Raw genomic sequence first — 891 nt, forward strand, 5'->3', positions numbered from 1 at the left:
GCCAAGCGCGAGCGGACGTAGTTGTCGTCGCGGTTGACCCGGCGGGCAATCTCCCGGTAAGTGGCGAACGACGCATGGTTGTCGCCCGTGCGCAGGCGAGGTTCGCACAACGCGACCAGCAGCAGGCGTTCGGTCTGGGTGAGCCGGACGGAAAGCTGCATCGTGTCCTGCTCCCGATGTACCGGCTGGCGGCGATAGTGCACCACGCCGATCTCATGGCGCTGACCATCCGCGCCGACTGCGACGATCTGGAACTCGGCGAGACCGGCCGAGACCGCCGTCGCCGGGGACAGGATGCGATGGGTGTCCCCGTCCGCGGTCAGCACCAGGAGTGGATGCCGACCGGTGTTACCGATGACAATCGCGCCTTCACTTTCGGCCAGAGTTCCAGCACGGCGGGACACCATCAGGTCCTGCGGGTCGGCCCCGAACGGGATGTCGCAGCCGGCGCGGCCGAAGGTCAGTCGACGGCCTGACCCCAGCGCCCACCTCCGCCCGCTGGCGGTGATCCTCGCGACGACGACCGCCGGCGGTGCCGCATCCGGTACCCCTCTTGCGACCATGCGTTCCCGCCGCCCCTTTCATGCCAACCACCCGATGAGCGTAACTGTGAAAAGGCCTGCCGGCTGTCATCTGCAGGTCACGGGCCCGGGCGAATCCGCGCAGGTCAACCGGGGTCGCGCTGCCCCCTTCGCGCCCCGGGGACTGCGGCCTCCGGCGATGCGCCAGAACCACGATCGCATCGCCTTTGACCCGTTCAGCAGGGGAGCACCCCTGCTCCGGTGCGGGGGCGCTCTGTTCGGACGTTTGCGGGTCCGGAAGGATCTGTTTTGCGCCCACCGGTAGAGCACGATCGGATACCGCGGGCGCACCTCGGCTGGGGGGCCGAGG

The 891-nt window shown here is 69.0% G+C and carries 1 protein-coding gene; it reads right to left on the reverse strand.

Annotation, left to right across the window (positions count from 1 at the left end; all coding sequences use genetic code 11):
- Nucleotides 1-563: hypothetical protein (locus U9977_RS20180; RefSeq protein WP_322750851.1), on the reverse strand; the 563-nt coding region annotated here is incomplete at its 3' end.
- Nucleotides 564-891 lie beyond the last annotated feature (328 nt).

The sequence above is a fragment of the Protofrankia sp. Cas8 genome (assembly GCF_963555845.1).
Taxonomy (GTDB): domain Bacteria; phylum Actinomycetota; class Actinomycetes; order Frankiales; family Frankiaceae; genus Protofrankia.